This is a genomic window from Hydrogenophaga sp. (genome assembly GCF_018780385.1).
In the GTDB taxonomy this organism is placed as follows: domain Bacteria; phylum Pseudomonadota; class Gammaproteobacteria; order Burkholderiales; family Burkholderiaceae_C; genus Hydrogenophaga.
The window spans coordinates 1-7,163 of the sequence record NZ_JADMJO010000105.1 but is presented as its reverse complement, the minus strand read 5'-3'; the positions used below and the strand labels follow the sequence as shown (position 1 = coordinate 7,163).

6 protein-coding genes and 1 pseudogene are annotated in these 7,163 nt (G+C 63.3%); 1 reads left to right on the top strand and 6 read right to left on the bottom strand.

All coding sequences use genetic code 11. The annotated features are described in order from the left end of the window. The 6 genes and pseudogenes from IV113_RS22660 to dsbD form a co-directional block, all read right to left on the bottom strand. Positions 1-1,082, bottom strand: a pseudogene (locus IV113_RS22660) (hypothetical protein); the annotation flags it as partial. A 113-nt stretch (positions 1,083-1,195) separates the two neighbouring features. Next, positions 1,196-1,654, bottom strand: a complete 459-nt coding sequence (locus tag IV113_RS22655; RefSeq protein WP_291089945.1) for a phosphate-starvation-inducible PsiE family protein — start codon at positions 1,652-1,654, stop codon at positions 1,196-1,198. A gap of 8 nt (positions 1,655-1,662) precedes the next feature. Continuing rightward, positions 1,663-2,820, bottom strand: coding sequence for a substrate-binding domain-containing protein (locus IV113_RS22650; RefSeq protein ID WP_291089943.1), 1,158 nt, complete (start codon positions 2,818-2,820; stop codon positions 1,663-1,665). 191 nt (positions 2,821-3,011) lie between these two features. Further along, positions 3,012-3,812, bottom strand: a complete 801-nt coding sequence (gene dsbG, locus IV113_RS22645; RefSeq protein ID WP_291089940.1) for a thiol:disulfide interchange protein DsbG — start codon at positions 3,810-3,812, stop codon at positions 3,012-3,014. A gap of 47 nt (positions 3,813-3,859) precedes the next feature. Beyond that, positions 3,860-4,702 carry a TlpA disulfide reductase family protein gene (locus IV113_RS22640; protein ID WP_291089937.1) on the bottom strand — a complete coding sequence of 281 codons (843 nt, stop codon included), beginning with the start codon at positions 4,700-4,702 and terminating at the stop codon, positions 3,860-3,862. Next, complete coding sequence (gene dsbD / locus IV113_RS22635; protein ID WP_291089935.1) at positions 4,699-6,564, bottom strand: protein-disulfide reductase DsbD; 1,866 nt, start codon at positions 6,562-6,564, stop codon at positions 4,699-4,701. The genes IV113_RS22640 and dsbD overlap by 4 nt, the downstream gene beginning before the upstream one ends. A 222-nt stretch (positions 6,565-6,786) precedes the next feature. Here dsbD and IV113_RS22630 point away from each other — a divergent pair. Next, on the top strand, positions 6,787-7,163 hold a 377-nt coding region (locus IV113_RS22630; protein WP_291089932.1), incomplete at its 3' end, for a response regulator.

The following is a 7,163-nucleotide window of genomic DNA, read 5'->3' as shown; positions in this document are numbered from 1 at the left end:
ATGGGCGGATGGGTTGGGACGATGTTCCACAGGTGCTCCATCGTGACTTCGCCGGGCAATATTGGCGCACCGTAGCGCCAGCCGTTGGAAAACGCCAGGCGCGTGCCTGCCGCAGCGGCAATCGCGTCGAGCAGCACGTTGTCCATCGACGCTTCGAGTGAGGTGGCACGGTCCAGTGGGCTCTGTACTTTTCCGACCACCTGATCGAGGAAGGCGCGATGCGGTGCGATGGTTTCCTTGACACGCTGGGACATCTCGGCGTCGGGTTCGACATGCTCATCGACGCAGATCAGCTCATGCCGTGCGTCGACCACCTTGCCGCAGTCCACCGTGAGGTCGAGCCGGCCGACGAACGAGCCATGACAACCCGACTGGATGATCGGCGTGCTGCCTACCCAGACGGGCCGATACAAGCGGTTGTGGGTGTGGCCGCTGATCAGCGCATCGATGCCCGACACCTCGGCTGCAAGCTTGGCGTCCTGTGCGAAGCCGAGGTGCGACAACACCACCACCAAGTCGACCTTCTCGCCGCTGCGCAGCCGTTCGATGTGCGCTGGTAGCTCGGTATTGCCCAGTGTGAAGTACACCCCCTCGGAATAGCTCGGCGGCATGCTCTTGTCGACGATGTTCGAAGCGATGCCAATGATGCCGATGCGCAGACCTCCGCGCTCAATCACGCAACTCGGATCGAACATGAGTCGGTTCGAAGCCTTGTCGTAGATGTTGATCGCCAGTGCCGGGTAAATCAGTCCCGCGGCTAGCTTGCGTACCTGCGTTGGCCCGTAGGCGAACTCCCAGTGCAGCGTCATCGCATCGAATTCGAGCGCATTCATCAGCGGCAGCATTGACTCGCCTTGGGATTGTCCGGCAACGAAGGTGCCATGGAAGGTGTCGCCGTTGTCCAGCGCCAGCACTTCTCCGGGGTGCTCGGCGCGTACCCGGTTGAAAATGCTGGAGATTCGCGCCAGACCGCCGCAGGTCCTGTAGTTGAACTTGCCTCGACCGCGAAAGGCTTCCGGATGCGGTTCGAGGTAGCCGTGCAGATCGTTGATCTGCAGGATCGTGAGTTTGCGTTCAGCCATGTCTGTCTTTCGAGCGGTGAGGTGGCAATCACGAATCGGTCCACTTGACCTGCGTCGCGCTGCCTAGGGCAGCGGACTGCGCATCAGGCCGAGTTGCAACATTGCTTGTCGGGTCACGGTTCGGTCCTTTGCCCGGAGTTGCTCAGCGTTCTCCACCTGACCAGGAAGTAACCCGCAGTCAGCGAGATCACCAGCGCACTGATGCCGATGAGGACGAGCCCGTCGGTGTGTTCGAAGTCAAGCTGAATGATGTGGCGGCTGACGGCGATAACCGCCACGATGAGAATCAATTCGAGCCGGACCTTGTGCTCCGTGAAGAAAATCTTCAGCGATTCGAGTATCTCAAGGCCAAGCAGGATCAGCAGCACGCCTGCAAAGCGTCTCTGAACGGCCAGTTGGAGGTCTGGCACCGAGTCCACGTTGCGAAGCCAATCGGCGGCAGTGGTGAAGAACAGCCAGAACAGTTCCAGCACCGCTACCGTGATCACGATCATCAGCAGGAGTTGCATCGCGCCAATCACGACGGCGGTGAAGTGCGAGCCGATACGATCGATGCGTGTTGTACTGGTCATGTCGGGGGTCACTTCGGTATGGCCTGTTTCGCAGTAGCGCGCTGTGCCGTGTTGAACTCGCCAATTGAGATTCGCTGATTCGCGTCAGCATCGAACTGCATGAACATCGATCGATGCGTAGCGAGGAACTCAGCTTTCGAGACCGCGCCGTCTGTGTTGATGTCGAAACTGCCGAACGGCAGCTGGCCACGAAATTCGACATCCGTGATGCGGCGGTCGTTGTTCTTGTCCATGGCGTCGAATTCGCGCGCTCGCGAGGGCGCTGCCTCTTCCCAGGTGACCGCGCCATCACGGTTCGTGTCCATGCGCGTGAATCGCCGCTCGACATCCGCCTGGCTCGACACGCTCAATGGCGCAGCGGATCGGGCTCCGTGGACGGCGGCGATTGGGCGCGCATCCCAACCCCATTTGGCAAAGATCTCCTGCCCGGCTGGCGACTTCAGGAACGCCACAAAGGCGGTGGCCTGCGGATCGGTCTTTCCCTTGCGCGTCAGCACCACGCCAGCATCGCGATAGATGCGAAACGGCTCATCCAGTTCGACGACCTGCGCCAGATTGGGGTTGGCCACCTGCCAGATGTTCCAGATCAGCCACACGTCGATGTCTTTCTGCTGTGCCCACTGCTCCTTGGCTGCGCCACTGCTGGCGGCCTCGGGAAAGACCATGTTCTTGCGAAACGCCCGCACCATCGCGATGTCTCCGGTGCGCCCCGCCACGTCCTCCCATAGCCCGGTTTGCCCAGCACCGGCGACAGTCAGCAGCTTGACGTTTGGGGCTAGCAGGTCGCGAAAGCTGCGGATGTTCTTCGGGTTGCCGGGCCGCACCAGGATTGCTGCGGGCCGCAGGTAAAGTGGATAGGCGTCCTTCAACTCGAAGGCGCCCGGCAAGGCCTTGGCGAAATCGGTAAACATGTTTTCGGCGCCGCTGAAAATGACGTCGGCATCCTCTCTTGCCTTGTCGATCCACTGCGGGGTGGGTCCTGCAGCCACGTTCACGGTGATGTTGTTTGTGGCGCCAAACGCCTTGGCAGCCTCCTGCATTGCTGGGGCCGGGCCGCCGGGGCCGTACACATTGACGACGCTTTGAGCCTGGACCGGGCCCACCACACCGGCGGCCAACACCAATGCCGCAGTTAATGCTGAAAGCGCCCTGGAGAAGTGGGTCATGTGTGAGTCCTTGAAAGAATGATGCGAGTCGGTGGAGACTTTTTCAGCCTGCCCGACAGACCTACTCGATGTGTAGGTGATACCGACGTGCGGATCATTTCGAGACTGCATTACTAGCATCACAGTGCACCACGCGGTGGACGAATTTTCTGTGCGTTGGCGAACAGTGCAATCGATGCAACTTTCCGCGCTCATCGTGGCCCGAAAATGGCAGCTAGATCGGACTCCGGCGCGCCCTGGCGCATCTGCACGCCGCCCTTGGTGTCCTTCCAGACCAAAGCCGGGGTCGCTTGCAGGCCGTAAGAGGCCATCAGCGCAGCATTCGCATCGAGCTGAGCTGCGATCCCGGCAGGAACCACCGACAGCGGTTTCAGACTGTCATCACCTAGGGGCTTGGGCCGCCCGCTGGCCAGCGTCTTTGCATTCGACGCGACGTGCCTGCGTTCATATGCGTCCAAAGCGGCTGCCGGGTTCTTGTCGCCCAGCAATGCTGCTGCCTTGCCGGCACTGGTCGGCGTCAGAATACCCACCATAACGTGGCGAAGCTGTACTTTTCCCGCATCGACCCAAGGTCGTGCATCGGCCCACAGTTTGTTGCAGTAGGGGCAGTTGGGGTCGGTGAAGACATAGACCGTTCGTGGCGCGTCCTCGCGACCGTCGGCAATCCAGTGGCTCTTCTCGAGCTTGCTCCAGACGGCCTCCGTCATTGGCTGAGCCAAGACTTTCTCCAACCCGGTCACGGTGAGGTTCTTGCCGGTGGCGTCAAACAGCGTCCCGACGATCACATGCTTGCCGTCGGGCATCAAGTACAACGCCATCGGCTCGGTTCCCGCGTGGGCAGCGTAGGCCGTCATTCCGCTCGGGCTGGGAAATGTGCCCACGACGCTCAGGCCTTTTTTCTCCAACGCCTGAAGCGGTGCGGGGAGCGGCGGCGCAGCGAAGACCAGCGATACGGCCGATGCGAGGGCGATCAGCACGACCACGGTGGACATGGTTGCGGAAGGAAGAAGTGATGCGCAGGCGGGGGTGTCTTGATGATTCATGGCGAAGTGAGTTGTTGTGACGGGGGTGAGTCGGCGCGAAGGCTTGTGAGGCGCTGTGTGAGCGTGGCTTGCGACAGCTCGCCAATGCGGGTGTCGGCAAGCTTTCCTTGCGCATCGAAGAACAACGTGGTCGGCAAGGCGCGATGGCCGAGCGCCGCGCCAGTCAGACGCTTCGGATCGAGCAACACGTTGCGCAGCGTCAAGCTGTGCCGGTTGAGGAAGCTGGTAATCGCTTTTGAGTCTTCGCCTTGATTGACGAAGACGATGTTCACGTCCGGGTAGGCGGTCTGTGCCTGTTGCATCACGGGCATCTCGCGCACGCACGGCGGACACCAGGTGGCCCAAAGGTTGACCACGGTGGGCTTGCCTGCAAAGCCCGCAAGCGACACCGGCTGGCCATTGAGCGAGATCAGCGCCAGCGGCGGCAAGGGCACTGGTGTGGTCGACATCAACACGGAAGCGAAGCCACCCAGCATGAGCACCATGCCTGTGGTGATCGCAGCAGCGAACACGGGTTTGCGCATGCCTGCATCGCGTTGCGCGCGTTGCAGGCCAAACAGCAAGGCCGCAACAACACCCGCAGTGGGCTCCCAACCGCCGTCGCGGATGTCCAGGATGCTCAGCGGAGCATCGAAATACTGCTCGTGCCATTGCCAGACGAAGGCGAGTCGTGCCGCGAACAGACCGACAAACAGCATGCGCATCAACGTGGGCTCGGCCTCAATGCCTGCCGCCTTTGCCATCCATCTGGCGACCCACCTTCCAAGCGCGATGGCAAACAGTGCCAGCAGCACCGAATACGGCAGCGACAGAGGGCCGATCTGCAAGGACTGGTTCATGCGGGAGCTCCCATGTCGGGTGTGGGTGGCCCAGGCTGTCGCTGCAAGAACTGCTCGACCGTGAATTCACCGACCAGGCGGGCATCGCGCCGCTCGCGTCCAGCTGCATCGAACATCATCACGGTCGGCGGGCCAATCACCTGGTGGGCACGCATCAGCTCACGGTGACGGGCATCGTTCGCGGTCACGTCGGCACGCAGGAGCAGCACGCCGACGAGCGAGCGTTGCACGCGTGGATCTCCGAAAACCTCTTTCTCAATCGCCTTGCAGGAGATGCACCAGTCGGCATAGAAGTCAACGAGGGTGGGTTGCCCCGCCGCCCGCGCGGCGGCCAGTCGGGCCTGAAGTTCGGCTTCGCTGGCGATCGGTTCGAACGTCAAGTTCGTCGTTTGCGCCAGGCCCGTTGCCGACGCCGCAGCGAACGTCAGTGGCCGCCAGGGATCCACCGCACCGCCCGCCGCGCCGAGCACCATTGCGCTGCCCCACAGACCGGCCAGCACCGCCAGCGTGCGGATCGCGAGCAGGTTTGGCGACCCGCTGGAAGCGACAGCTGCAGCGCTGCGGGACGACGTGTGAACGAGAGTCACCGCCACAGCCAGCAGCAGCGCGCCCCACATGAGCAATGCGGCTGGCTCGGGCACGACGCGTTCCAGCATCCAAACCGCCGTGCCGAGCAGCGCGAAGCCGAGCGCGCCCTTCACGCGATCCATCCACGGACCTGGTTTCGGCAGGAAACGCGAGCCCAGTGTGCCGACGATCACCAATGGCGTGCCCATGCCCAGACCCAGCGCCGCCAGCAGCAGCGCGCCTTGAACAACGTTGCCACTTTGGGCAATGTAGAGCAGCGCACCCGCCAGCGGCGCCGTCATGCACGGGCCGACGAGCAGAGCCGACAGCACGCCCATGGCCGCTGCGCCCGGCAACGATCCGCCGCGCAGGCCACGGCTTGCGCCGTCGAGCTTGTCGCGCAGCCGGGCAGGCAGTTGCAAAGTGAAGACGCCGAACATGCCGAGCGCGAGCACAACATAAATGCCGCCCAAGGCGAGCATCGTCCAGCGGTTCTGCAGCATCGCCTGCAGGTTCGCGCCGGCCAGCGCTGCCGCCACGCCCAGAGCGGAATAGGTCAACGCCATGGGCAGCACGAACGCCATGGACAGCGCGAACGCCCGCCGTGGCGGCGCTCGGCTGCCCACCACGATGCCGGAGACAATGGGCAACATCGGCAACACGCAGGGCGTGAACGCGAGCGCGATGCCGAGCAGGAAAAAGAGAGGCAAGGTCCAGCCGAGTGCGCGTTCGCCCAGCCACTGGGTGATCTGGGTGTCGCTGCCGGAAACGCTGTTCCACAGGCCGGGGGCGCCCGGTTCTTGCGCCCGCACCGATGGGTCAGCGGGTGCTGTGGTGGCGGTGTCCGACGAGACGTCGGCCACCTGAATCGTCTGCGTCTGCGGCGGATAGCACAGCCCGGCGTCGGCGCAACCCTGCCAAGTCACGTTGAGTGCGGCGGCACCGGCGGGCGACACCTTCATCGTGACCGCGTCGTGGTAGACCTCCATCACGCCGAAGTTGGGGTCGTCCTTGCGGATGCCGGGCGGGAGTTCGGTTTGCACGCGTGTCCCAGAAGAGGATGCGGTCACCGCCATACGATCACGGTACAGGTAGTAGCCCGGCGCGATGGTCCAGCTCAGGTGCAACTGGTCGGCGCTGGACTTCGTCACCTGCAGGCGAAAGGCCTGCTCGGGCTGCAGGAACTCTTCAGCCGCGTGAGCCGGCCAGGCCACGCCCCACAGCAGCACCAGGGCAGCGAGGGCAGCGAGGGCAGCGCGCAGGCTGCTTCGAAGGCGATCGGAAAGTACGGGCATGGGCTGGTGTCAAAGCGTGACGGGGTGTCACCGAAACGCCATCCTTGAATGCCGCGATTAAGGTGGCGTTAACAACCTTCCCGGCGAATTACCCCCCTGCTTGGCAACCACCAGCCACCATAATTGCGCCATGAAACCCATCAGGCCGTGTATCGCCGTCGTCGCATCGTTGATGCTGATTGTCGACCGTGAGCCTCGCCAGTGGCCCCTGCGAAAACTACTGTGCACGTCCTGCTGATTGAAGACGACCGTCTCGTTGCCAGTGGCATCGTCGCCGGGCTGCGTCTGCTCGGCGTGACCGTGGACCACGTCGACACCGCCGCGAAGGCGCGTGCGGCGGTAGGCGCGTCGCACTTCGATGTCTGTGTGCTCGACCTCGGCCTGCCCGACGAAGACGGCATGGCAGTGCTCGCACGCTGGCGCGCCCAGGGGCAGGCGATCCCCGTGCTGGTGCTGACGGCGCGCGACGCGCTCGAACACCGCGTCGCGGGCCTGCGGGCCGGCGCCGACGATTACCTGCTCAAGCCCTTTGAGCTCGACGAGCTGGTGGCCCGACTGCATGCACTGGTGCGCCGCGCCAGTGGCCGCAGCAGCGACCT

Bases quoted from the DNA above. Each gene is read 5' to 3' on its own strand.
- IV113_RS22655 (WP_291089945.1), bottom strand. From the start codon at position 1,654: ATGACCAGTACAACACGCATCGATCGTATCGGCTCGCACTTCACCGCC.
- IV113_RS22650 (WP_291089943.1), bottom strand. From the start codon at position 2,820: ATGACCCACTTCTCCAGGGCGCTTTCAGCATTAACTGCGGCATTGGTG.
- dsbG (WP_291089940.1), bottom strand. From the start codon at position 3,812: ATGTCCACCGTGGTCGTGCTGATCGCCCTCGCATCGGCCGTATCGCTG.
- IV113_RS22640 (WP_291089937.1), bottom strand. From the start codon at position 4,702: ATGAACCAGTCCTTGCAGATCGGCCCTCTGTCGCTGCCGTATTCGGTG.
- dsbD (WP_291089935.1), bottom strand. From the start codon at position 6,564: ATGCCCGTACTTTCCGATCGCCTTCGAAGCAGCCTGCGCGCTGCCCTC.